23 protein-coding genes and 2 pseudogenes are annotated in these 23530 nt (G+C 34.7%); 4 read left to right on the forward strand and 21 right to left on the reverse strand.

What is annotated here, in order from left to right; translation table 11 throughout:
- Nucleotides 1-40 precede the first annotated feature (40 nt).
- The gene (locus tag MKY09_RS11570) at nucleotides 41-952 is read left to right on the forward strand and encodes an ATP-binding protein (protein ID WP_342566701.1); all 912 of its coding nucleotides are present in this window, start codon (nucleotides 41-43) and stop codon (nucleotides 950-952) included.
- 581 nt (nucleotides 953-1533) lie between these two features.
- Here the strand turns inward: MKY09_RS11570 and MKY09_RS11575 are convergent.
- The gene (locus tag MKY09_RS11575) at nucleotides 1534-2379 is read right to left on the reverse strand and encodes a MurR/RpiR family transcriptional regulator (RefSeq protein WP_342566702.1); all 846 of its coding nucleotides are present in this window, start codon (nucleotides 2377-2379) and stop codon (nucleotides 1534-1536) included.
- A gap of 293 nt (nucleotides 2380-2672) precedes the next feature.
- On the opposite strand from MKY09_RS11575, the gene MKY09_RS11580 reads away from it, so the two are divergent.
- Nucleotides 2673-4058, forward strand: a complete 1386-nt coding sequence (locus tag MKY09_RS11580) for an aspartate aminotransferase family protein (RefSeq protein WP_342566703.1) — start codon at nucleotides 2673-2675, stop codon at nucleotides 4056-4058.
- 277 nt (nucleotides 4059-4335) lie between these two features.
- Nucleotides 4336-5694: an IS1182 family transposase gene (locus MKY09_RS11585; RefSeq protein ID WP_342568221.1), complete on the forward strand. Its 1359-nt coding sequence runs from the start codon at nucleotides 4336-4338 to the stop codon at nucleotides 5692-5694.
- Nucleotides 5695-5968: 274 nt separating this feature from the next.
- Here MKY09_RS11585 and MKY09_RS11590 read toward each other — a convergent pair whose 3' ends face one another.
- The 6 genes from MKY09_RS11590 to MKY09_RS11615 form a co-directional block, all read right to left on the reverse strand.
- A complete protein-coding gene (locus MKY09_RS11590) occupies nucleotides 5969-6730 on the reverse strand; it encodes a hypothetical protein (protein WP_342566704.1) in 762 nt (253 codons plus the stop codon).
- A 306-nt stretch (nucleotides 6731-7036) separates the two neighbouring features.
- Complete coding sequence (locus MKY09_RS11595) at nucleotides 7037-7351, reverse strand: hypothetical protein (RefSeq protein WP_342566705.1); 315 nt, start codon at nucleotides 7349-7351, stop codon at nucleotides 7037-7039.
- Between the two features lie 146 nt (nucleotides 7352-7497).
- Nucleotides 7498-7971, reverse strand: coding sequence for an EndoU domain-containing protein (locus MKY09_RS11600; RefSeq protein WP_342566706.1), 474 nt, complete (start codon nucleotides 7969-7971; stop codon nucleotides 7498-7500).
- Nucleotides 7972-8146: 175 nt separating this feature from the next.
- Nucleotides 8147-8632, reverse strand: coding sequence for a hypothetical protein (locus MKY09_RS11605; protein ID WP_342566707.1), 486 nt, complete (start codon nucleotides 8630-8632; stop codon nucleotides 8147-8149).
- Nucleotides 8633-8638: 6 nt separating this feature from the next.
- Entirely contained in the window at nucleotides 8639-10534 is a 1896-nt protein-coding gene (locus tag MKY09_RS11610; protein WP_342566708.1) for a T7SS effector LXG polymorphic toxin, read from the reverse strand.
- A gap of 1037 nt (nucleotides 10535-11571) precedes the next feature.
- Nucleotides 11572-12015 (reverse strand): hypothetical protein, encoded by a 444-nt coding sequence (locus MKY09_RS11615; RefSeq protein ID WP_342566709.1) that lies wholly within the window; start codon nucleotides 12013-12015, stop codon nucleotides 11572-11574.
- Between the two features lie 224 nt (nucleotides 12016-12239).
- Between MKY09_RS11615 and MKY09_RS11620 the strand changes: the two genes are divergently transcribed.
- Nucleotides 12240-12755 (forward strand): hypothetical protein, encoded by a 516-nt coding sequence (locus MKY09_RS11620; protein WP_342566710.1) that lies wholly within the window; start codon nucleotides 12240-12242, stop codon nucleotides 12753-12755.
- A gap of 117 nt (nucleotides 12756-12872) precedes the next feature.
- Here MKY09_RS11620 and MKY09_RS11625 read toward each other — a convergent pair whose 3' ends face one another.
- From MKY09_RS11625 to MKY09_RS11690, 14 genes and pseudogenes are all read right to left on the reverse strand, one after another.
- A complete protein-coding gene (locus MKY09_RS11625) occupies nucleotides 12873-13373 on the reverse strand; it encodes a hypothetical protein (RefSeq protein WP_342566711.1) in 501 nt (166 codons plus the stop codon).
- A 240-nt stretch (nucleotides 13374-13613) separates the two neighbouring features.
- Nucleotides 13614-13748 (reverse strand): annotated as a pseudogene (locus MKY09_RS11630) (transposase); the annotation flags it as partial.
- 105 nt (nucleotides 13749-13853) lie between these two features.
- Nucleotides 13854-14177, reverse strand: coding sequence for a hypothetical protein (locus tag MKY09_RS11635; protein WP_340883821.1), 324 nt, complete (start codon nucleotides 14175-14177; stop codon nucleotides 13854-13856).
- A 14-nt stretch (nucleotides 14178-14191) separates the two neighbouring features.
- On the reverse strand, nucleotides 14192-14614 hold the full coding sequence (locus tag MKY09_RS11640; protein WP_342566712.1) for an EndoU domain-containing protein: 423 nt from the start codon (nucleotides 14612-14614) through the stop codon (nucleotides 14192-14194).
- A gap of 17 nt (nucleotides 14615-14631) precedes the next feature.
- Entirely contained in the window at nucleotides 14632-14838 is a 207-nt protein-coding gene (locus MKY09_RS11645) for a hypothetical protein (RefSeq protein WP_342566713.1), read from the reverse strand.
- Nucleotides 14839-15185: 347 nt separating this feature from the next.
- On the reverse strand, nucleotides 15186-15443 hold the full coding sequence (locus tag MKY09_RS11650) for a hypothetical protein (protein ID WP_342566714.1): 258 nt from the start codon (nucleotides 15441-15443) through the stop codon (nucleotides 15186-15188).
- A gap of 168 nt (nucleotides 15444-15611) precedes the next feature.
- Nucleotides 15612-15734: pseudogene (locus MKY09_RS11655) on the reverse strand (NUDIX hydrolase); the annotation flags it as partial.
- Nucleotides 15735-16337: 603 nt separating this feature from the next.
- Nucleotides 16338-16694: an Imm3 family immunity protein gene (locus MKY09_RS11660; RefSeq protein WP_342566715.1), complete on the reverse strand. Its 357-nt coding sequence runs from the start codon at nucleotides 16692-16694 to the stop codon at nucleotides 16338-16340.
- A gap of 576 nt (nucleotides 16695-17270) precedes the next feature.
- Nucleotides 17271-17936 carry a hypothetical protein gene (locus tag MKY09_RS11665; RefSeq protein WP_342566716.1) on the reverse strand — a complete coding sequence of 222 codons (666 nt, stop codon included), beginning with the start codon at nucleotides 17934-17936 and terminating at the stop codon, nucleotides 17271-17273.
- A 40-nt stretch (nucleotides 17937-17976) separates the two neighbouring features.
- Nucleotides 17977-18315: a hypothetical protein gene (locus tag MKY09_RS11670; protein WP_169361425.1), complete on the reverse strand. Its 339-nt coding sequence runs from the start codon at nucleotides 18313-18315 to the stop codon at nucleotides 17977-17979.
- Between the two features lie 395 nt (nucleotides 18316-18710).
- The gene (locus MKY09_RS11675) at nucleotides 18711-19049 is read right to left on the reverse strand and encodes a hypothetical protein (protein WP_342566717.1); all 339 of its coding nucleotides are present in this window, start codon (nucleotides 19047-19049) and stop codon (nucleotides 18711-18713) included.
- Nucleotides 19050-19072: 23 nt separating this feature from the next.
- Entirely contained in the window at nucleotides 19073-20602 is a 1530-nt protein-coding gene (locus MKY09_RS11680; protein ID WP_342566718.1) for a T7SS effector LXG polymorphic toxin, read from the reverse strand.
- 479 nt (nucleotides 20603-21081) lie between these two features.
- The gene (locus MKY09_RS11685) at nucleotides 21082-21441 is read right to left on the reverse strand and encodes a hypothetical protein (RefSeq protein WP_340883809.1); all 360 of its coding nucleotides are present in this window, start codon (nucleotides 21439-21441) and stop codon (nucleotides 21082-21084) included.
- Nucleotides 21438-23381, reverse strand: a complete 1944-nt coding sequence (locus tag MKY09_RS11690) for an LXG domain-containing protein (RefSeq protein WP_342566719.1) — start codon at nucleotides 23379-23381, stop codon at nucleotides 21438-21440. Before MKY09_RS11690 ends, MKY09_RS11685 begins: the two co-directional genes overlap by 4 nt.
- Nucleotides 23382-23530: the final 149 nt, after the last annotated feature.

The raw sequence follows: 23530 nt of genomic DNA on the forward strand, positions 1-23530 counted from the left end.
TATAAACAGAAAAATTATATACAAAAAGAGGAATAACTAAATGAAGAATATAATAAAAGAATTAATTGAAAATGGGTTTGAATCAGACAGTCTAGACTTTAAGGAAAGAATGTATCCTAAAAACGGAACTCCCGATTTATTAAAAGACATTCTAGCTATGGCTAATTCAAATTATATTGGTCCGAGATATATTGTCATGGGAGTTAAAGATAGAATTGGAGAAATTCGTTCGATTTCTGGAATATCTTCTGAAGATATAGTGGATTCTTCTAGTTATCAACAGTTTATATTAAATAATATAGAACCTGATGTGAATATCAATCTACATTACATTGATTACCAAGATAATAAAGTTGCGATAATTGAAATTGATGGCTCCGATGACAAACCTTATTTATTAAAAAAACAATATAAAAACTTAAATCAGGGCCTATGCTTAATAAGAAAAGGTAGCACCAATTCTATAGCTAATAGGACTGATTTCGATAGAATATATGAAAAAAAGACAGGGAAATTTGAAATTAAAATAATTGATGAACATCTGAGAGCCATAAATCCTGTAGACGGCACCGCACTTTTAGATATTTCCTTTAGAAACCTAAGTACCAATCCTGTAACAATTGTTTCCGGTATATTGTTTGTAAAAGACTACCAAAATAAAGTGAGAACTAAGCATGTCGTTTACGGTTTCGAATCTGAGATGGGAGCAGATTTTAGTTTAGAAATTCCTCCTAAAAGAGAATTAATAGGTGAACTTCATGTTGGTTTTGGATCTACGGATTGTTTAAAACTTAACCTTGATAAATATGGTTACACTGATGAACGATTTATATTTGAATTGTATTTCCGAGATTCTTACGATAATGAATATCAAACCTCAGTTAACGAGGGATTTATATTTGCTAAAGGCGAATTTCTTTGGAAGGTAGCTCAAAAAAAACGAATGACATGAAGATGTTTTAAAAATGAAGGAAAAAATTTTCATTTTCATTACTAAACTTACTTGAATATAAAAATTGAAGAAACAACTGTTACACACTGTTTTTATAAAAATAGTAATACAGACCACCTGTTTACTCTTTTGTCCGCAATTTGTCCGCATAATTAATTTTTTGTACCGATCTTATTTTACTGAAATGATTTTTACTGTCTCGAAAATCTTATTAAACCAGACTTATTTAACCTAATTGAATTCAATTTAACCAGGTTATATAAGGGTTACAAATTCGACAAGGTGGGGGTCGCTGGTTCGAGACCAGTCGGGACCATCATTTGAATAAGCCTGAAAACGTTGTTCTATCAATGTTTTCAGGCTTTTCCTTTTAGCTAATTCTGAAATGATTAAGAGTTACTTGGCGACGGATTTGGCGACCGATTCCAACTAAAAAATTCATTGATCTTAAAAACTGACATTTCTAAAATTTCAGTCATTTGTATTATTTATTACTTTTTACGTTTTTAAGATACTTAATGCAACAACTTTCTTTTTCATTTAAGAATCAGTCCTTATAATATTTGGGAATACAAATAAACTTAGTAGAAGATATTTAAACTCGCCCAAAGCGCTTCGAGTTCCTCCAGACGTTCAGTATTTTCAGCTTCTTTATACTTTCCAACGAACGCTAGTATCAGATTAATCATACTCATTGATGCTGCAAATGAATCAAAAAACGAGGAAGAATCGCTTTTAGTATAAAGAGCAAAGTCAGCGTGATGCACTAAAGGTGAAGAAAAATTATCTGTTAGTGCTATTGTGCAAGCTTTTCTTTCTTTAGCATACCGAAATAACTCTATCGTGCTTCGCGTATACCTTGCAGAGCTAATTGCAAACGCAACATCATTTTGGTTAATATTAAGCATTTTCTCTCCATCTACTTCTAAAACTTTGACATGAGTGACGTTTCCAAGCAGTATATCTAAGTAGTAATTCAAAAACATACCTGGAGAACCAGCACTCCGACTTGAGATAATATAAATATTTTCAGCTCCTAGAATGGCTTGAATTACTTTTTCAAATTGATATGTATCAATATCTTCAATAATGCTTTGAACATTATGAACATCCTGCATAATATAATATTTAATTTGCTCTTCAAGAGTATTTCCTAATGTTTGATCATTTTTCAGCCGTTCAGTCGTTTTAAGCTTTCGTTGTAGCCTGTTTTGAATATGATACTGTAAGTCTGGATATCCTTTATAACCAAGCGCATTCGCAAACCTAACAACAGTAGCATCACTAACACCCGCTTCCTTCGCTAATTTTTCAACTGTTTGAAATAGTATATTGTTTGGATTATCTAAAATGTATTGAGCTACCTTCTTTTGTGATTTACTTAAACTGTTCATTTGACTTCCAATTTCAAGATACGGATCTCGCATATTCGGTAGTCTCCTCCCATTCTCTTCTATTATTTTCAATGCTATTTTTAAATATTTTATACATAAAAAAATAAATTAGAAACTAAATTATTTTCGTCAACTTCATTTCACCAAATTTTCTATAACACTCCCATTCTTCTTCTCATTTTCACTATATCAATATTAAGGTTATATTGAAAATTGATTTTTCAGAAAAGCGTTGATTTTTCAGTTACCTAAGATTATTATGAAATAAATAAATCATTTTATAAAAAACTTGAAATATTAATTTCAAAAACAGGAGGAACGGTCTTATGCAAACGTCATCTGAAACCACATATACAGTGGAAACATCAAAAAGGATTTTCGAAGAAGCCTGTACTTATATTCCAGGAGGCGTAACAGCCCATATTAAATACATGACGCCACATCCAATTGTCATGAATGAAGCAAAAGGGTCTAAATTAAAGGACGTTGATGGTAATACTTACATTGATTATTTATTATGCTCAGGTTCTTTATTAACTGGACATGGACACCCAGCTATTACGGAGGCAGTCACGAACCAGCTAAATGATATGGGTACAACTATTTTTGGTACTCCTCACCTTTTGGAACAACAGATGGCGAAAAGGGTAATTGAACTGTATAACGGTATTGAAATGGCACGCTTTACAAACTCTGGTTTGGAAGCAACATTACTTGCTATTCGTATCGCGAAAGGATTTACTGGACGTGAAAAATTAGCAAAATTTGAAGGTCATTATCATGGTGGTTACGACCAATCGCTAATTAGCGTAAACCCAACAATGGAAGAAGCAGGCGATTCGAAGCGCCCAACTCCCGTTCCAGAATCACGGGGAATCTCTAATTACTACCTTGAAAATACAGTTGTTCTTCCTTTTAACGATCTAGAATCCACAGTCCAACTGTTAACTGAAAACAAAGATGAAATTTCTGCGGTTATTATGGAACCTATTCAAGGAGGATATATTCCAGCTACGCAGGAGTTTATGGATGGCTTACGTGAAATCACTGAAAAGTATGGCATCTTGTTAATTTTCGATGAAGTAAAAACAGGTTTCCGCGTAGGTATGAGCGGAGCACAAGGTTACTATAATATCACACCTGATATTACAACCTTAGGTAAGGTTTTAGGTGGTGGGTTTCCAGTTGGACTAGTAGGTGGTCGTAAAGAGATAATGGAGATTACAAACCCAATTAGTAGCCGAGATATTTTAAGTGCTAGTGTTGTAACAGATAAAGAAAAGAACGGAGATAAAGAAGGTGTTTTATTCCACTCAGGTACTTACTATGGACATCCAACAATCCTAAGTGCAGGAAAAGCTACTCTAGATCTACTTGAAAAAGACGGTACGCTAGATAAAACAATCGAACGTACAATGTGGTTACGTCACGAGTTAGAAGCTCTTTATGCACGCTACAATATTACGATGAAAACAATTGGTCTTGGTACAATCTTCAATATAGTCTTCACAGATAAAGAAATTCTAAACTACCGGGATATGCAGGAATCAGATTTTGTCATGCGCGAAAAAATTGATCGTCGTTTACTTGAGTTAGGTATCTACATCAAACCACTAACTCGTTACTCTATGTCTACAGAACATACACAGGAAGACTTAGAAAAAACAGTTTCTCTTCATGAAAAAGTTTTAAAAGAACTTACAAATTTATAAGAGAAAAAACAGCATCTAGATCATTATCTAGATGCTGCAGACTGTAGACAAACTCCAAAAATTTTGGAGTTTGCCTACAGTCTTTTTTCTTTTAAAATAGAAGTAACGCGAGGAAGAGTTGATTTCCGCTACGAACGGACGCTTTCCGCGGGCACGGCTTCAGCCGCTTCCCTCGCTGCGCTCAGTCCAGGGTCTTCAGCTCGCGCTGTTCCCGCTGGAGTCGCCGTTCTTCGCTCCAATCAACGGGGCCTTCTAAAAAATGAATGAGGTGATGGATATGATGACGAAAAATCAAACCAATGAACGCGAACAATTAGAAATCTTGACTATTGAACAGTTGGTACCACAAGACCACCTTGTTCGTAAGTTAGATGAGGCAATTGATTTTTCCTTTATCTATCCATTGGTTGAAAATCTTTATTCGACAATAGGGAGACCTAGTATCGACCCAGTGGTACTTATCAAGATGACTTTTATCCAATATACCTTTGGTATACGGTCCATGCGCCAAACCATTAAAGAGATTGAAACCAACATGGCATACCGATGGTTTCTAGGCTTTGGTTTCCATACCGAGGTTCCCCATTTCTCAACTTTCGGGAAAAACTATGTCCGTCGTTTTGCAGACACAGATCTATTTGAGCAGATTTTCTACAGAGTATTAAAGGAGGTCGCAGATCGTGGGCTCCTAAGCCCGGATCATGTCTTTATTGATTCGACCCATGTGAAAGCTAGTGCGAATAAGAGAAAGTTTGAGAAGAAGGTTGTTCGTAAAGAGACGCGGGCTTATGAAAAGAGGCTCCAGGAGGAGCTCAACCTCGACCGGGAAAAGCATGGGAAGAAACCATTCCCACCTGAAAAGTTTGAAAAGGAAGAGTACAAGGAGATTAAGGAATCGACAACAGATCCTGAAAGTGGTTACTACGTAAAAGATGAACGGACAAAGCAGTTCGCCTATTCTTTTCATGCTGCAACAGACGAGAAGGGTTTTGTGCTTGCAAACATTGTCACACCTGGAAATGTTCACGACAGCCATATGCTTGAACCACTGGTTCAGAAGGTCATCGACCGGGTGGGACGCCCAGTCGTTGTTGCCGCTGATGCAGCCTACAAGACACCAGCTATTGCGAATTTCCTTTTAGAGAATCATGTCCTTCCTGCACTTCCGTACAAACGACCAATGACAAAAGAAGACTTCTTTAAAAAACACGAGTATGTTTATGACGAACATTATGACTGCTATCTCTGTCCCGAAGGACAGGTTCTTAACTACCGAACAACAACGAAGGAAGGTTATCGCCAGTATGCCTCAACTCCTTCTATTTGTGCCACGTGTCCAGTGATTGACCAATGCACGCAGAGTAAGAATAAACAAAAGATGATTCAACGTCATATCTGGCAAGATTATTTGGATGTAGCTGAGGACTTACGTCATAACTATGAAATGAAAGAAATTTATGGGAAGCGTAAAGAGACGATCGAGCGTGTCTTTGCCGATGCCAAAGAAAAGCATGGTATGCGATGGACAACCTTAAAGGGTCTTAAAAAATTGTCCATGCAGGCGATGCTAACTTTTGCTGCCTTAAATCTTAAGAAGTTGGCCAGCTGGACCTGGAAAATGCCAAAAATGGCGTAAAACAAAAAAATCGAGAGTTGAATTAGCTCTTTTTCCAGAATGTAAACTGTGATAATAGCAAAAGGGTTGGAAATCGTTTCGATTTCCAACCCTTTTGTCTACACTCTGCAGCATCTAGATCATTATCTAGATGCTGTTTTTTTTCGTAACTAGTGGTTCGCAAAAGTACACATAAACGAACAAAAGGAAGGAAAGAAGCTTAGTCCATCACTTCTTTCCTTCCGATAATCGGTCATATGTTAACTTTTGTGTAAAGTAAGTAGTATTATTCATCTCAGTCTTTTTCTCTTGTAGACAAGTCCAACTTAGCCTGTTCTACTGATGAATTAATAAACTCCATTGCCGAAAAGCGAAACTTTACATCAGGTTTAGGAATGGATGGGGGATGATCTATGAAGCTCAGCGAAATAGTCATTTTAGTTGGTTTTACTTCCTCTTCTCCTTCCAAACTAACTGGGATTTCTGGAGAGTTATCTATTGGCATAATAACAGATAGCCATTCAATTCGCCCTTGAGGATCGCATTTCACTTCACAGGAAAGTATTTGCGTTGACAAGCCAACCATATTGTTCTCCAACGATTTTTTTGCTTGAGCACATGCATCAGACGTGGGTTGTTCAGAAATATACCGTTGCATATTAATTGATAGCTGATAACGAGAAGTCCCTAGGGGTTTTACCTGGTCGTCAACTCCCTGTAACCAAAACAGGGGCGCTAATGTAGATGAACCCCACCCTGTATCACCCGTTTCAAAGGCTGTCCATTCTTTTTCCCCACCATCCACTACTAGCAGGAAAATTTCACCTTGATGAAAAAGAGATCTAGTTTCGTTGTTATCCACCTGCCCTTCTTCCGGTTCAGAAGTTGGGAATCTAAATGAATCTTTACTTGCAGAGGAAACATTTTGGAAATCAGCAATCCCGTGACTACTACTAGATATTCCTGTTGCTAATATTTCCGATTGAAAGTATACACCTGGCTGATTCAATGTTAAATCGATCGATTCACGAAGCTTTTGCAAATCCTTATTTGGCATAACTCACGACTCCCTTTTTTTATTTCACCATAGATGATTAGCTTATGCGTCCACCAAGTATTTTTCAATTCCCGCACAAATTATAAAATTCCCACTGAATATTCTTATAATAATAGCATGACGTTCACTAATTGTTAATTTTCAAGATTAATAAAAAGAAATAGAACATGATTTGACAATCTCATTTGTACCGCAATCCCACCAACAATATTTAATTACATCATTCCGTGCTAAATTCCAAAAAAACACTATGAATGACAAAATAATCTTTTACCTAACTATTTGCTCACAATATTCCTTTTTTACCTATGGGTTTTCTATATAACTTTCTGCTATATCAATATCTTTTGTCATTTCTAATTCCGGAAATTTTTTATCTAATTTTCTTAAGCAATTAATTAGTTCTTTACTTTGTACTATTTCTGTAATATCTTCAAAAACTTCACTTAACCAATATAAATCCTCTTTACCACAGTTTTCTAAATATTTTAAAGTATTTCCCTCATTTTTTACGAGAACTTCTATTATTTCATTCCAACTATTTTGTATTCCATAGTCATCATTTAAATTTAATTTTTTTCTTTTATTTAATATAGCTGTCATTTTAATTTCAATATCCATATTCATCCTCCAACTATCTACGATTGTTTGGTGGCATCTGGAAAAATAGTCCCTATCTCTCCATTTGTTTTTATCACTCCAACTCTAACCGCTTTATAATCTCCAAAAATAGGAACACCATTTTCTGCATTGGAAAATCCGGGAAATTAAGCACTCTTAGCTCCTGCTGCTTTAATATCAGACTCTGTCCAGTTTTCAGGAAACCATGATTGATTAGAACCTGTTCTTTTTGCTTTCACCTTGTGTCCAGGTACATTACCTACTCTAACACCGTTCTCATATACTTTAGTTATATTATAATCTAAATTATTTATTTCTAAGAATTCAATATTACTTTGTCCATGTCCTCCTCCCTTCATTTTTGAAATATCTCCTGTTTTAGGTACGGTTGTGAAGTCACCTATATTTGAATGTTTAATGCTGCTTTCGGATATATTAACATTGTTAGCCTGACTAGTTCGATAACTGAATTCATCCGTACCCTTATGGATCCCTTCCACAGTATTACTTGTACTTTCAGTCACACCTTTTACTTCATCTATTGCTTTACCTTCGACCGTTGCATTTCCAGATTTCTTTGCTGGTCCTTCTTGAAATAAATCTACATCTAATACTTTCATAGACTTTTCCCCATTAAGCTTTTGGAAATAACTACTTCGCAATATTCTTTGAGTTATGAATTCTGAGAGTAGAAAATTTTTGTTGTCCATGGTAAAAATTTAATTAATCCTATAAAAAAACCTTGAATAAGCTGTTAGCCATTCAAGGTCAATCTTAGCGGTTATATTTGCTGATTTATAGTACAATATCTTGATAACCTACTTCTTCTACAATTTCATCTTCAATTTTTATTCCTAAACCATTTTCAATATCCCAAGAGACATCGCAAAGCAAACCCAGTCTTCTTTTTCCATTCTTCCTTACTCTTCTTACAATTAATTCAGTTGGCTTCACTAATCTTTTTAAATCTGAGATAGAATCAATTTTTGGAGCAAAATTGTCTGCTTCTGAATTATTCCCTAACATCTCTCTGTACTCTTCATAGTTCTCAATATAGTAATCATATACTTGCTTTTCTGCCTCATTTATTATATTTTTCATATCTTGAATAAAATTAAGAAATGTTTCTCTTTGTACATTTGAAAAATCAGCACTTTCATGTGCATCAACACTTAATAGTATTTCTCTTTCCAAATCAAACATTCTAATAGTTGTTTTTCCTCTCCAAAAGTTGTTTTTATATTCAAGTTTTCCAAATAAATCATCATTAATAATTGTCATTTCTTATTACTCTCCTAACTTAACTTTTATATTATATTCGCCAACTCCACCCAAATGTTTAAAAACACTATTGATTTTACTTGGTACCAATTGTATTGTTTCCAAGTCATTAAGTTCGTGCCAAGTATATTTATTATCTTCTCGCCAATCAGCTATATCTTCTGTTGTCCATTTTTGATCTGGTGTACTCCACTTTTTAGCCAATTCTTCATCAGCAATCGAAAAATTTGATTTTCTATCATTAGTCATGTTTTCTAATTTAATTTCACCTTTGGAAAATGAAGAAAAGTCTGGCATTCCGTTTTTGTACTCAACTCCATCAACACCAGCTTTATCAAGATATTTTTTAATTTCTCCGGTCTTATCAGAGATAAATAACGATTCTGCTCGTTCGCTACTCCATTCACCTTTATTAACGGGTGTAGTTTTTACCCTTTGCTCATAAGAGCTATATTTAGGCTCCACGTCAAAACCTCTAGTATAGTCTATCTGCCTATCTTTAACCGTACCCTTAGCCCCAACTTCCACATTCTTTATTTCAGTCTTAACTTCAACATCTCCACTTTTGATACTCGTAGGGATATCCGTTTTGGCAGATGGTAAATTAAACATAAGGGTATATGGCGTATTCAATTGGGAATGAGTTTTATATAAGATATCTAGTTGATTTTGAGTTTTGCCAAGTGGACTGTTGACGACATCTTGGTAAATTGGCGTATAGATGGACTCCACTTTCTCTGTACTCAAAACATTTCTTGATGAATATAAATCGCTTCCTTTATTTACGAATTTTCCACCCGTACTTACCCAGCCAGCAAAGGGAATCATCGCGGAAAAAGAAAGTCCCGCATTTAATGCATCCCCTCTGGCCGCATAGATAACACCATTTACTCCATCTGCTACTTCACCAACAACAGGTATTAGTCCTGCTAAATCTAATCCAAACTGAAAAGAATCTAGTAATTTGTTTTCTTTCGGTTTGTCGACTATAATAGCCTCTTCTTTATATTCAACTTTAGAAACAACTTCGTAGAAAACAGTTTGATCTATAACATACTCTTTAATGAGTAAACCATTATCATACGCATGATATTTTATATTTTCCGCTACGTTTTCTTCAATAGTCTTAACTTTCTTTCCATGCATCGCTTGAAAAGTCGCTGCACTAATCATCGTACCAATAAGCTGTTCCTGTTCTTTTACCCATAAGTCATTTGGATTTAAGTATACTTTTGGAAACAATTCTGTTTTAATATCACTTCTAAACGTCAAGACATCCCACTGACTCGGCAAAAAGTTTATATCCTTCACCCCTGCTTGGAACAAGCCTTCCATATCCGTCAACCACGTGTCCATCGTCTGCAAACCATGTTCAATGGGATTCAGTGCGTTTGTCTGGACAGCATCGAATTCATAAAGTTGCATTAAGGTATCATCACGTTTTCTCTTAGAACTAATGACTCCTTCCTGCACTCCACTATCGTCTAAATGAGGCAGGCCGACAATATCGCTTACCTGGTCCATGATGCTGTTTGCCTCATCCGTCAAACTAGCAGTGAGTTCGCCAATAAGCGTAAGTCCCTGTTCTAGCTCTCCGTCAAGGAAAGTTTCGAGTATGTAGCCGGAGGAATCAGGTTCCAGTGAATGAAGTGCTGCCTCCATCTGGTTAAGCACTTGTTTAAACTGCTCAGAAAACACCTGGTAAAAGTGAAGAAACGGCAAATGGCATTCCTGGTAAAAAGAACGGATGGCATTACCCCCCACTCCCTTTAATTGGTCCTCCATCTGAACTAGACCCTTCACTGCATCGTTGATAGCTTCCATTTCACTGCTCAGCCTGTCTAACATAATAATGTTGCGCTTCAACCCCTCTTGAAATAAATCTACATCCAATATTTTCATAGACTTTGCCTCACCGAGCATCTACAAATAGCCACTTCACAATATTCTTTATTATACAATAATACCTCACAGGTGAACATGCTTCTCCCCCTCTAGCAAACTACTAATAGTTATAATATTCCATTTATACGTGAGAAGGTAAAGGGAGAAGTAATAATAACCAAAAAAATAAACCATACGAATTAACAAAAAAATAATAGACCGAGACTTTTTAACTACCAATTAAAGAAAATAGTAGTTAAATAGATATTAATGAATATGTAGTTTGATTTTATCTTTAATGAGAGAACTTGCTATATGAAAGTAAATGTTGTTATTAAAAAAGCTGGAGTCTAACGAATGTTGCTAATACATTAAGTGGGGATTCTATTTAGAAAAATCATAGAGGCATACCTAATAAGAGCAATTCTGAAATTAACTCATGAAGGATTAGGTATTACTGAAACTGTAGTAACCTGTTTTCATCAAAAGAGTAATACAGACCACCTGTTTACTCTTTTGTCCGCAATTTGTCCGCATAATTATTTTTTTGTACCGAACTTATTTTACTGAAATGACTTTAACAGTCATGAAAACCTTATTAAATCAGACTTATTTAACTTAATCGAATTCAATTTAACCAGGTTATTTAAAGGTTACAAATTCGACAAGGTGGGGGTCGCTGGTTCGAGACCAGTCGGGACCATATATTAATAGTAGCCACACCCCTTGTTATCACAGGGTTTGTGGTTTTTTTATTTATATAAAAAGTATTTCATTTTTTGTAGTTGGGGTTAAAATGGGGTTAAAATCTAGGTAAATTAAGTATAAATCTTATCATTACAAAGGAATTAATTATATATCCCTTTTAAATCTTTTCATTATAAAGGTATTGTCTGATTTAAAGTGCACAAAAAAATGAGCTAGAATATTTTCTCCTATTTCATTTATAATTAACTTTCTTATTTACTAAAGCAACCGAAGACAAATTGAATAATATTTAATTTGAGCATTGTTTTCCCTTCAAATAAAAACAGCCCTTAAAGGCTGTCAAAATTTTATACAAATGTCTGGTTTTCCACGAGTTTCTTGTATATTTTCCTGTACTCATCATTCTTAAAATTCAAAGAGACACATATCTCATCATCTAACTCTTGAAAAAATCCAATGAGCATAAAATATGAGTGCTTTGCCATTATGGATATATTAATTTTGCCATCATATTGTAGGTGAAATGGTACTGTTGGAATGGGAATTCTTTTATCTGCCACTGCAAATTTTTGAGAAATTAAAACAGCCCATTTTCCTTTGCCGATTACACTTTCACTTAAATCATATACAAATCTTACCCTGTGAAAGTTTTCATATAATAAGTCCAATATTTTAAATACATAAGCTTTATCTTCCTCATATTTCTTATTGACCATTTTGCCGACTTTAGTATCATAGACAAAGTCATGCTCTTTCATTTTTAACAATAACTCTTTTGGTTCAATATACATTTAAACAAACCACCTCCCAAATAATAGGAAAAATTATTGAAGAAAGTGATATCGCAAAATTATATACCTAGCCTAAAAAGTTTAAAGGTTATAATTATAGCTTTGTAGGTAAAGTTTTTAGTACTCCAGAAAAAGATAATGACGGCGTTTATCTTCAAGTTTTTGCCGACCCTAAAAATTCAGAGTACAATACAATCGTTGCCTTTCAGGATCCTAACTTTGAAGTGAATGACGGTGACTATGTTAAAGTAGACGGTGTAATAGAAGATGAATTTGAAGGAGAAAACATGCTAGGCGGGGTAGTAATCGCCCCAGTTATGAATGCTAAGTCTCTTGAAGTAATAAGTTATATAGATGCAGTAGCACCTACTCTAGAGACATTAACAACTGGAGAAACTATTGATCAACACGGATTCGTTGTACAAGTGGATAAAATTGAGTTTGCAGAACCTCACACTCGTTTATATGTAACGGTTACCAATAACACAAATGACAACATTTCATTTTATACTCACAGCATAAAACTTGTATCTAATGGTACTCAATATGAAGAAGAAACAGATTACGAGGCTGATTTCCCTGACTTACAATCAGATATACTTCCTGGTATATCAACATCAGGAGTGGTTACATTCCCTGCCTTGGATTCTGCAACTACAGAAATACAAGTACATGCAGAGGGATATAGTCAAAACTACGAAATTGATATTGAACCTTTTATCTTCAAAGTAACTAAATAACATAAAAAATAACCACCTTCCATAACTGGTTGGTGGTTTTATTTTCATTATCTATCTAATTTGATTATTGGTTAATTAGTTATGAACATGGTTGGTTTAGGATTCTACCATTTATTTTTACCATTGTGAAAATGATTGATTAATAATTAACTTTTCATAGAATAGTTCATTTCGTATAAACTTCTCTTTATCATAATTATATTTATACAACATTAAATGTTGACCGCTATTAAATAGTACAAGCTCTTTTTTTCCTTCGTTCTCGGCTATCCAAAAATCTAGAACACCTCTAACAGAGTCATTATACAACGGATACTTCTTACCTTGATCAATAAGGATTAATTGCCACAAATGAGAGTCATCCCATAGGAATTCTCCCGTCTCTGCAATAATAGGTGGAGGACTAATATAAAGAATAATTTCGTCTTCTATTCCATCCCCAGTAAGGTCTTCGGTAATATTTTCAGCTAAATATGCACCTTCAGGTACTTCAATATCTTCCTCTTTAATAAAGATAAAATTATCGGATTCAACTTTTGAAGAATTCTCTATCGTATTTTTCTCCTCGCACGCTAACAAAAAAACCAGAATAAATAGTAACAAAGAAAATTTTTTCATTTTACATCTCCCATCATGTTTATTGATTATTTAATTATCCACTTTGATTTAAATGGATAACAATTGATTCCATTGTATTAATATTAAACCAAAAAATAAACATTATTCTAAGTTAGTTTTTTAGCAAATGTAAATAAATTATCAATATCTTAAAGAAAAACTATATCACTTGATAAAATTTAAGAATTTTTTAGAATTCACTTATCTATATATTTGTATTTTTAGATAAATTTCACATTTTTAAATTTTCTTCATCTTCTCTTTACCACCCGACCCCATTCTGATAGGGGCTATTCCCGCATATCTTGCGAGTTTATCAGAGTTTGCGAACCGATGAATGTCACCAATCTCTGCAATTAAAGCGGATGACGTAACCGTGTTATTACTTTTTCTCTTAATAAATCGAAGTTATTCGGCACTGGGTAGCCCCTCAAAAAAAAGAAACCTTGAATGCATTATGCTATCAAGGTTTTTTATCATTTACTCAACAGTACTATTTATCTTTTCTGCCCACAATTCTATTATCTTCTTTAGCTCATTTGTTTCAATTACACATTCATCTTCTTCCTCACTATAGTTATCAAGAATTTTTGTTATATCTTGATTAATCTCCAATGTACAATTATTTCCTGTACATTCCTCATAATTTGACTCGCCTCTTATAACTTTGTTTATTAATTTTAACCATGGTTGACTGTTGCTTTGAACATCGCCCATTAGAAGTATTGCTACTGCGGAAATAGCATCTGGAACCTCCACTTCAATACCTCTTTCGTTTTCCCTAAACTTGATTTCATATTTCATATTTGTACACTTCCTTAATATATTGGGTAAGTAGTTTTAATTTTCCCTTCAGGGTCTAACCTCATTTGGATTTTCATACCATTAGGTAAAATACCTTCATATAAATTATCCTTTATCACTTTTCTATTACTGTAAGCCTGTTTTATCGCAACTGTAACTTGTACTCTATTCCAATCACTCGGAAAAAATGTTGAAGGCACCTTTTTATTTTTCCCTTCAATTTCAACTATTGCACGGTATACCCCATATTTATTAGGAGGGTCCGTTATCTCGACTATTTTTCCACCCATCATACTTTCATGATGATAACCTACAGCTTTACGTTTTTTGTTTATTTCACCATGAAATACATGATTAAACGACCCATTAGAAAATATATTATCTTTTTCTATACCCTTAGATGTTCCTTCCCCATTATTAATTGTCCTTTCACTCACATTTTTTCCTTCATTTGTTATTTACTATCCCCAACACCATTACCAGGTTTCTTAACCGGTGACGGAGCTGCTGCCAATCTAAGCCCAATTATGCTTCCAACAAATCCAATGCTATTTTGCCAATGTTCTTTTGAAAAGGGATCATCTGGAAAAATTGCTTCTTTAACCATTCCACTAAAACCAAATGTAGCATAATTTAAAAAATCTAGTTTCGAGTCGAACATTTTGGCACTTCTTTCATTGGCTCCTGACACAATTCCATCTGAAATCCCGAAAGTCCAATAGTTCACAAAATCATAGGGAGAATCTAGTGCCTTTTCACGTCCTATACGTACCTCTCCTTATTGAAGTAAAGCACTCGCCTAATTATTATTCCACTCCACCAAACCAGGCATTAACATGATATTCCGTAATGTGGTACTACCATCTTGAGCTCTCGATTCTTAAACAATTCATTTTTTTATTGTTTCAATCAATTATCAGACGTCTTTAAAAAAAATAAAGTAAAAACCTTGAAAGGCACAAAGCCAATCAAGGTTCTTTCAATTTGGATTTGAAAAGGATACTTCACTTATTCTCTATTAGCCATGTGAGATTCAACATCCTCATCTAAACTCATTGCTTTTTCAAAATCGTCATCTACAAGTATAAGTAAAGGACCCTCTAAAATATCGCCTTCTGACGTTCTAACTTCAAAAGTGGCGGCCCAATATTTGGGGGGAATTTTAGAAACTTCTACATCAATTAGTTCTAACTTGAAATTGTCATTCTTATCTTTATTTACATATTCAAGTGCAAGTTGTTCTGCTCTTTCTCTAGATAACTTCATTATCGAATACCTCATATTGTGTTATATACCAGTTTGCATGTAGTTGCTCAGCTTCGTTTAAATAATTCCACCTTTTGGGGTTATTTGATAACATATCATAAACAAATTGCAATTGCTTAGGAGCATTGAATCTTGTTAAATCATTTATTGGAACTGATCCGCTTGTACGAGCCTAACTACTCCAAGTTTATCTGCCTCTTTTGTAGGACCAACTTGAAAAATAAACAGCCCCCGAAATAAAACGTAAGCACCCGACGTTTTTACAGTTTGATTAATATTAAAGTCTCTCACCCCTTCAAGAAATAATTTATTTATTAATTGCGAAAATCCTAATCCTCAATGATTCTTATTCTATTCTCGTTTTTTATTTCCTCTTCCACTAACTTACTTCGTAAATTTAAGTGTACATTTTACGAACAATATTACCTTGCGAAGAAATAAAATACTTACCATTCCAACCAATTTTCCAAATACTAAGGCTTACTTTTCACTGGTTGTCAATCCGATGGTTTATTATTTAACTAATCATAACGTGGTTAGACAAAAGATGAGCAAACATCTCCTGTCCCTAAACGATCCTCATTTTCCATTCACAAGCTATATATATCTGTATCGTTACCACATATAGCATCACGAGCTTTGTCATTTTCATCAGTTTGTGTATTTGGCAGTATTATAAGTCCTCTCGGCTTGTAAAATTTCATCTCACCTATTTATCATTATTATTTTCACAAACCAAGCACTAAAACAGAATGCCTAGATGACACAAACTTTATGAGCTATGAAAGACATTTTCATTTTGTGCAAAGCATAAATATCACATAAAAAGCACCTAATGCCCTAAAAGGACATCAAGTGCTTTAAATTAATTTCATCATCAAACATCGCAAATTACTATTCGGAGTATGGGTTATAATCTATCTCAACCTTAGTAAGACCATCTAGTACTTTCTCTATCCTATTAGTCAAGTCAGCTATTTCTTCATGTGTTAATTCACTTGTATCATCTAAATCTTCAAACATACTTAATCTCTTTGTTATCCCTTCAACATAACCAATAAAAACCTTATTTTTGGATAACAATATTTCACCTATAGCAGTATCAACAATAAAGTCTTCTATCTTTCCAAGATTTATATAATCATTAACAGTTCTTGCTATTGCATACTCATGTCCTCTATTTAATTTTAAATAATCATTGTAGTCTTCATTAATAGCCTCAAATATTTCATTATATTCCCAGTCTTCCAAGATATCACTCCTCTTTTATGGTTTAAGTCTATCATTGTTATTGTGAATAATTTCCAATTCAATATTCTTATATTCGGTTTTGCTTTAAAACCCTCCACTACGGTTAAATGTGTATCATAACCCTTTTTAAAAGTAACATCTTTTACCGTACCCTTGGATATTCCTTCACTGGTATTAATTGTGTTTCCATTGTCCGAATATCCTGTTTGGAATCTCTTACTCTATTAACAACATTGTTCTTTATTACGCTTAGTTTCTAATTTTTTCAGCGCAAAACAATTCATTTATCCCATATTAGTGAGGCTTCAAACTATGAATGTATTCAATTCATGATTTTGTACTTGAGCTTGTTTCCAAGATCTTATACTCCTCTATTTTCAATAGTTTTATACACTTATTTTTATCTTGCGATAATTGGTTTATATTTTCGTTATTAGTAGCATTGTCAAATTTCTTTTTATTAATATAAATAGCCAAGTTATCATATATAAAGTCTGGGATTTCTTTTAGTTTAAAACAAATTAAAGTAAAAAACCTTGAAAGGCATATAGCCAATCAAGGTTCTCAAATTTTTCCTTATGATAGTCCCCAAACACTTAACTCATAAAAATATTCCGTTCGTTCAATACACAAACCAAAATTAAAATCTTCTGCAACTAGAATAAAATCACCATAGCCACCTGAAAACTTTGTTAACTCAATCATTTCATTTAAGTGACTAAATACTTCATTAACATTAACCAACACTGCTTCTATTTCATTTTCTCTAAAAATTAATAGTCTTCCTTGTTTTGGTATTACTTCGATATTATCAATAGTATCGTTTAACAATTGTCTTGATTTTTGAATATGTTCTTTATAGCTATCTCCTTGCAATTGAATCTTATTTTCCTTTCTGTTAAGTAGGGAAAACACATTCTTACAAAATAAATCATTATCTTCGATATTTAAAAAAGGTTCCTCTGAAAGATTCATGAAGTTTATTTCTTTTAATAAATTCTTTCTTCTACTTTTTCTTTTTAACAGCTCCATTTTTGTTTTTCTTTCGTCACTCAAATTAAGCACCTTTCCATGGTCGACCATTCTTTTTCTAACCAACAAAATCTTCTGGAGAATGTCCAGGATACTGATTATATCTTCCTTTTTCCATTGACTTCCCTTCAAATCGTCAGCACCATGAAAGTGAGGACCTCTCCCGAATTTATCCACTCGGTGCTCTATGATATATTTTTTTCTTACCATCTATTTCAAATTCATATACTCTTCTATTTTCAGTTGTGCTTCATAAATATAGAGTTAGTATTCCCACCCCATCCAATTCAACATCACTATCTTGTGAAATAATAGTTGACTTCAGTTCGCTAAAAGGCCTTCCAATCATGTGTTTATGTGAAAATTTTGGGTCTGCTGGTAGTGCCATTTCAATTGCTTCACACGTATCGTTACTATCGTAATATATGTGTATTCCATGATCATTAAATGCATCTGTAAAAGTATCAGACATAGGCATTTTTTTATATTCTACTACATTTCCTCCTAAAACATTTCTAACCTCCTCTCTTGTCATGCCAAAACTAATTGGACCTACTCCCTTATTAGGAGTTATTATAAGTTCATTCATTTTTTACCCCACCCAGATTTGTTTAATCTTTTAGTATATTCTAACATTTGTCTAATACCTTCATGATATTTGTTACCAAACTTATTTCTTAAATCATTAATGTCCATATTTTGAGCCTCATTTAATTTCCCTTGTTCTATTAAAGATTTTACCCCCACTCGCTGTTTGTCTATGGTCTATGGTTTCATTCTTACACCAGGACTGTTACCTCTACTTTTCGGACTAACAGAATAAACTGGTATATGATGGACTTCTCCGCCATTACTAGAAACATCCTTACAATCTAATCATTTTCAATTTGATTCTCACTAATATCAGCAGACTTAATATAAATTAAAGTAAAAAAACCTTGAAAGGCATTTTAGCCCATCAAGGTTATGTTTAAAGTAACGTTTTTATTTTTTACTATCCCTTTTCCATACACTTTCTCCTTCAGTTAAAAAAACTGCACTTGGCGGATCATCATAAAGTGAAATTTCAACTAATGAACCTTTCTTTTGTATTAACCATTTATATAAACGACTTTCTTCATTAGTAGGATGCGCTAAAATATCATTTACTTGAAAAACAGCTGCATCAAATTCGGTATAATTTACATCGTCGTCATCTAACCCATTATCTGTTTCAAAAACTGTATCTAGTACACCAACAATCCTTAATCCATTTTCCCATTCTAGTATCATGTCACTATGTTCATATTTTATTAATGTTCCTATTAAAGAGTCATACCCCATATTCATCCTCTTTTCTTTTGTTTTTACGGCCTTGACGGTACTATATGAGCTCCATCTTTCCCATAATGTATCAATCCATTAGTAGTATCAAGATATTCACCGGTATTTCGATCATAGTAATTCCCAATAGTTTTACCAAAGTCTACTCTTTCTTTTTTACCGTTTGGCAGTAGTTGACCTTTCCCTGCAAACTTATCAAGCAATTCTTGTGCTGTTTTATTATCGCCATAGAAAATACTCTTGTTTTTTCCATTTGCTATTTCTTGTTTGAAATTTGGCGTATTAGGAATATGCTTTTCTTGAGCACCTGGCTTTACTTTAACAGGGAATCCATTGACTTCTCTATAAGGTCCGATAGGTACTGAATTCTTTCCATAAGAAGGTACATCTTTAACCATACCATTATTAGGGTTTCCAGCCTCTTGACTACCATTCACACTATACTTAGGTGACTTGTTTTCAACCGTAGGAGTTTTCTTTACAGATAGATCGCCTTTATATTTAAATAGTTTGGACCCCGAGGAAAAAGCGAGTTTGACCCCTTTTTTGACAATCGCGTGCGGTCTTAAATAATCAACAAATGCAAGTTTTGTACCCTCAAAGTACCCATCGAGCTCGCGGAAACCACCATCATCGAATTCCTCTTCTACTTTGTTTACCACTTCATATTGAATTGGCTTTCTTGTCCCAAGCTGGTATTCTTTGACGATCAGCCCATTTTCGTACAGGTGGAATTTTAAGAGGGTAAAGCTTCCATAAGTACCTCTCTTGATTGTTTTGGTCTTTTTACCCTCGAGTGCCCGAAAAGTTCCCGGAGTAATTTCTGTACCCATCAGTTGTTCCTGTTCTTTTATCCATAAGTCATTTGGATTTAAGTATATTTTTGGGAACAATGCTGTTCTTATCTCACTTCTAAACGTAAGGACATTCCATTGGCTCGGCAAGAAGTTTATATCCTTGACCCCTGATTGGAATAGTCCATAGATTTCTGTCAACCACGTGTCCATCATTTGTAAACCTTGTTCAATTGGATTCAGTGCGTATGTCTGGGTAGCATCGAATTCATAAAGTTGGTTTAAAGTATCATCACGTTTTCTCTTAGAACTAATAACTCCCTCCTGCACTCCGCTATCGTCTAAATGAGGCAGGGCAACAATATCACTGACTTGATCCATGATACTATTTGCCTCATCTGTTAATCTAGCAGTGATTTTGCCAATAAGCGTAAGTCCCTGTTCTAGCTCTCCATCTAGGAAAGTTTCGAGTATGTAACCAGAGGAATCAGGTTCCAGTGAATGAAGTGCTGCCTCCATCTGGCTAAGGACTTGTTTAAACTGTTCAGAAAACGACTGGAAAAAATAAAGAAGTGGTAAATGGCATTCCTGATAAAAAGAGCGTATGGCATTACCTCCTGCTCCCTTTAATTGATCCTCCATCTGAACTAGACCCTTCACTGCATCGTTGATAGCTTCCATTTCACTGCTCAGCCTGTCTATCATAATAATGTTGCGCTGCAACCCTTCTTGAAATAAATCTACATCCAATACCTTCATAGGCTTGTCCTCATCACATGTTTAGAAAAACTCATTTCACTATATCCTTTAGTATACAATAATGCCCCATAGGTGAACATCCTTCTCCCCCTCTAGCAAACTATCAATAGTTATAATATTCCATTTTCACACGGAGAGGTAAAGGGATTAACTACAATAACCTTTAAAATAAACCTTACGTATTAGTATGCATAAAAACTCCTGATACTCTTTCACTACTGTCACAGAAAAACAACAGTTAAATAGCTAGTGGAAAATATTACATTTCATTACTATTATCATTACTATTTACAAATTCGACAAGGTGGGGGGGCGCTGGTTCGAGAATTCATCTCCCCTTGCTTTACGGGCAGTTTTTGGATCAACTCCTGCCTCAATCTGAGTTTTTGATTCAAAAGTCATCTTGCTTTTAACCGTAAAGATCTTAAAGTAAAAAACCTTGAAAGGCATATAGCCAATCAAGGTTTCACAATACTGATTTAACCGTTTTGATGTTCCTTTTTCGCTAAATCAATCGCTACGGCTAATTTAATTTGAAAAATTTTACTTAACCCTCTTTGAAAATCCTTCAGATTAAAAGTTTCAATTATAGGAACTTCCGAATGATTGACTCTACTAATTTCAATTTTAGCAATTCTATCAAGGTCAACTAAAATAGTGAATATGTCTTCGCTTTGGTCAGGTGTCCAATTTAAAATATATGCACTTTTTACTTCTCCAAAAGTAGTTCTTAACACATTCAATATTGCTTCTGCTTTACCATCTTGAGCCGTAACAATGTTCGAACCTTCTAACTCCTTTCTGAAATCCTGTTCCTGTTTGCTTCCGTTTAGTTTCATTTTATCACCCCTGGTGTAGTAGTAACTAGATTTCCATACTTATCGGTTAGTACTGTCATAATATTTGTAGGAGAACCACTAAACTTATCAATACCTATGTTTGAGTCTAATGTAACTTCCCTTACATATCTAGCCTGCTTCTCGATTGTCCCATCTGCTAACTTTATATCTGAGTATAAAACTTTTGAAACTGGAGTGTTCACAACTTCTTTACTTTGAAGAACTCCCTTAAGCACGTCAGGTGTAATTGAGAATTGGGAAGCATTCTTTGAAGGATTAAAATGCCTATCTAATACATGATTAAAACCTGCTCCTTCTGCTGCACTTCCATTTCTTAAGTTTACTCTAGACTGAACAAGAGGAGGCATTCCTTCAATCTTAACCGTACCCTTAGGTATCCTTTCACCAATTTTCGATGGTGAATTAACAGCTTCTACAATTGCTTTCTCATTTACCATCTTTTGTACAGACTTAGCAATAGGTACTGCCATTGAAAATAAGGGATCCAATGTAGCCCCTGCAGCAATATTTAGACCTAACTCTGATGCATTCTGTTTCCAGTTAGTGTCCTCTGGATTTAGTAATTCCCGACTGCCAATTTCTCCTGCTGACATAATACTACCAACGGCTGCACCCTCTTTAGCAAATTGTCCTAAATTGCGTGCAGAGATCCCGGTTGTAAGTCCTTTCGCTCCTAAAGATGTACCTCTAATAGCTTTAACAGCACCAAGCCCAGGGACTCCATAGCCCAGCATATCAGCTATAAGGTCAGTACCTCCGCCTTCACCAAACTCCCGTGTAGTATAAAATAAATGCTCCTCTCCTGTTCCAGCCTTGTGCAATTCTGAAGGTAAACCTAAAAGAGATGTATTAGCTGTCCGATGAGTAAATCGCTGTACCTCGACAAAATCGTCCGTCTGTCTTTGACCAACATCATTCGCTCTTTCTAGCATAGCTTCACCGAATGACTTATCATCGAATGGGTTTATTGTTGCTACAGATTTTAACGCACCTATTCCTAGATCATAGAAGTCTTGAAAAATATTGCTGTTCTTTTGGATATTTATTTTTTCTTGTTCAATCCCACCGCTCTCTGGTCTTGCACAGGATAAGACAAGCATATCTGTACCCACAAAAGGATTGTTTATGTGAATCAAACCACCATAGCCAAATCGAATAGGACCATTACCAGCTATAAATGCCTGGAGCATAGTCGTCAACTGATTTTCTCTATTCACTATGGAGGAAAGTACGGCAATAGGAGATGTACGAGATGCCAATTCTGTCTTCAACTTATTTTTAGCAGTCAATGCTCCCCAGTTATCTGCTTGGAAATGAACATCCGTTAGCCCACTTTTAAACATCCCTTCTATATCAGAGAGCCATGTTTCCATTGTCCGGATATCCTGTTCCATGGTGTTTAAAGCAGTCGTCTGTGTTGCTTCAAATTCATACAGTTGCGAGAGGGTATCATCACGTTTTCTCTTAGAACTAATAACCCCCTCCTGCACTGCGCTATCATCTAAATGGGGTAGTGCTACAATGTCACTCACCTGATCCATGATGCTATTTGTTTCGTCTGTTAGACTAGCGGTAAGTTGACCAATAAGTGTCAATTCCTGCTCCAGTTCGCCCTCTAAAAATTCTTCTAATATGTAACCTGAGAGGTCCGGCTCAAGTGAGTTAAGAGCTTTGCTAATTTGATAAAGTACTTGTTGAGAATCGTAGGAAAACAATTGAAAAAACTGAAGAAATGGTAAATGACATTCCTCATAAAAGGAGCGAATGGCACCTCCTCCTTCTCCTTTTAATTGTTCCTCCATCTGAACTAGTCCTTCGACTCCACGCTGGATTGTTGTTATTTCAGTATTTAATCTTTCTAACATTGTAATGTTTCGCTGTAGCCCATCTTGTAATAAATCTACATCCAATACCTTCATAGGCTTGTCCTCATCACATGTTTAGAAAAACTCATCTCACTATATCCTTTAGTATACAATAATGCCCCATAGGTGAACATTCTTCTCCCCCTCTAGCAAACTACCAATAGTTATAATATTCCATTTTTACACGGAGAGGTAAAGAGATT

It is taken from the genome of Psychrobacillus sp. FSL K6-4046, assembly GCF_038624605.1.
Lineage (GTDB): Bacteria > Bacillota > Bacilli > Bacillales_A > Planococcaceae > Psychrobacillus.

Excerpts from the sequence above, each read along its gene's own strand:
- MKY09_RS11665 (WP_342566716.1), bottom strand. The coding sequence starts at position 17,936 with ATGGTAAGAAAAAAATATATCATAGAGCACCGAGTGGATAAATTCGGG.
- MKY09_RS11670 (WP_169361425.1), bottom strand. The coding sequence starts at position 18,315 with ATGAATGAACTTATAATAACTCCTAATAAGGGAGTAGGTCCAATTAGT.
- MKY09_RS11685 (WP_340883809.1), bottom strand. The coding sequence starts at position 21,441 with ATGAAACTAAACGGAAGCAAACAGGAACAGGATTTCAGAAAGGAGTTA.
- MKY09_RS11635 (WP_340883821.1), bottom strand. The coding sequence starts at position 14,177 with ATGAAATATGAAATCAAGTTTAGGGAAAACGAAAGAGGTATTGAAGTG.
- MKY09_RS11590 (WP_342566704.1), bottom strand. The coding sequence starts at position 6,730 with ATGCCAAATAAGGATTTGCAAAAGCTTCGTGAATCGATCGATTTAACA.
- MKY09_RS11650 (WP_342566714.1), bottom strand. The coding sequence starts at position 15,443 with ATGAAGTTATCTAGAGAAAGAGCAGAACAACTTGCACTTGAATATGTA.
- MKY09_RS11570 (WP_342566701.1), top strand. The coding sequence starts at position 41 with ATGAAGAATATAATAAAAGAATTAATTGAAAATGGGTTTGAATCAGAC.
- MKY09_RS11615 (WP_342566709.1), bottom strand. The coding sequence starts at position 12,015 with ATGTATATTGAACCAAAAGAGTTATTGTTAAAAATGAAAGAGCATGAC.
- MKY09_RS11610 (WP_342566708.1), bottom strand. The coding sequence starts at position 10,534 with ATGAAAATATTGGATGTAGATTTATTTCAAGAGGGGTTGAAGCGCAAC.
- MKY09_RS11585 (WP_342568221.1), top strand. The coding sequence starts at position 4,336 with ATGATGACGAAAAATCAAACCAATGAACGCGAACAATTAGAAATCTTG.
- MKY09_RS11645 (WP_342566713.1), bottom strand. The coding sequence starts at position 14,838 with ATGTTCGACTCGAAACTAGATTTTTTAAATTATGCTACATTTGGTTTT.
- MKY09_RS11580 (WP_342566703.1), top strand. The coding sequence starts at position 2,673 with ATGCAAACGTCATCTGAAACCACATATACAGTGGAAACATCAAAAAGG.
- MKY09_RS11680 (WP_342566718.1), bottom strand. The coding sequence starts at position 20,602 with ATGAAGGTATTGGATGTAGATTTATTTCAAGAAGGGTTGCAGCGCAAC.
- MKY09_RS11675 (WP_342566717.1), bottom strand. The coding sequence starts at position 19,049 with ATGGGGTATGACTCTTTAATAGGAACATTAATAAAATATGAACATAGT.
- MKY09_RS11625 (WP_342566711.1), bottom strand. The coding sequence starts at position 13,373 with ATGAAAAAATTTTCTTTGTTACTATTTATTCTGGTTTTTTTGTTAGCG.
- MKY09_RS11690 (WP_342566719.1), bottom strand. The coding sequence starts at position 23,381 with ATGAAGGTATTGGATGTAGATTTATTACAAGATGGGCTACAGCGAAAC.
- MKY09_RS11575 (WP_342566702.1), bottom strand. The coding sequence starts at position 2,379 with ATGCGAGATCCGTATCTTGAAATTGGAAGTCAAATGAACAGTTTAAGT.
- MKY09_RS11605 (WP_342566707.1), bottom strand. The coding sequence starts at position 8,632 with ATGACAATTATTAATGATGATTTATTTGGAAAACTTGAATATAAAAAC.
- MKY09_RS11595 (WP_342566705.1), bottom strand. The coding sequence starts at position 7,351 with ATGGATATTGAAATTAAAATGACAGCTATATTAAATAAAAGAAAAAAA.
- MKY09_RS11600 (WP_342566706.1), bottom strand. The coding sequence starts at position 7,971 with ATGAAAGTATTAGATGTAGATTTATTTCAAGAAGGACCAGCAAAGAAA.